The sequence below is a fragment of the Bartonella sp. AA86SXKL genome (assembly GCF_042196885.1).
In genome coordinates this window covers 337-736 of sequence record NZ_JBHIRE010000304.1, presented here as the reverse complement: position 1 = coordinate 736, position 400 = coordinate 337, and the positions used below count along the sequence as shown (strand labels likewise).

At 41.2% G+C, this 400-nt stretch carries 1 protein-coding gene and 1 pseudogene; both read left to right on the top strand.

What is annotated here, in order from left to right; genetic code table 11:
• The coding region (locus ACFIO5_RS11695; RefSeq protein WP_375705502.1) for a thiamine phosphate synthase at nt 1–333 on the top strand (333 nt) is incomplete at its 5' end.
• Nucleotides 324–400, top strand: a pseudogene (locus tag ACFIO5_RS11690) (hydroxymethylpyrimidine/phosphomethylpyrimidine kinase); the annotation flags it as partial. The gene ACFIO5_RS11695 and the pseudogene ACFIO5_RS11690, both read left to right, overlap by 10 nt.

Below are 400 nucleotides of genomic sequence, written 5' to 3'. Positions count from 1 at the left end.
AATGCTATAAGATTTGGTCTTAGTACACATGATGAACATGAATTGGATATCGCGCGCTCTGTTGATCCTGACTATATTGCCCTTGGTCCTATTTATCCGACAATCTTAAAAGAAATGAAATGGAGTCCACAAGGACTAGACAAAATTAAACAATGGAGAAAACGGATTGGTGCTTTACCTTTAGTAGGCATCGGTGGCTTAACACCAGAACGTGCAATTGGTGTTTTAAAAGCAGGTGCCAATAGTGCTGCTGTTGTAACCGATATTCTCCTCCATAAAAAACCTGAACAACGTGTCCAACAATGGATAGAGGTGACACGAGTATGGCGTTAATTCCTTCGATTCTTATTGTTGCGGGAACAGATCCAACAGGAGGAGCTGGTATTGTTCGCGATATAGA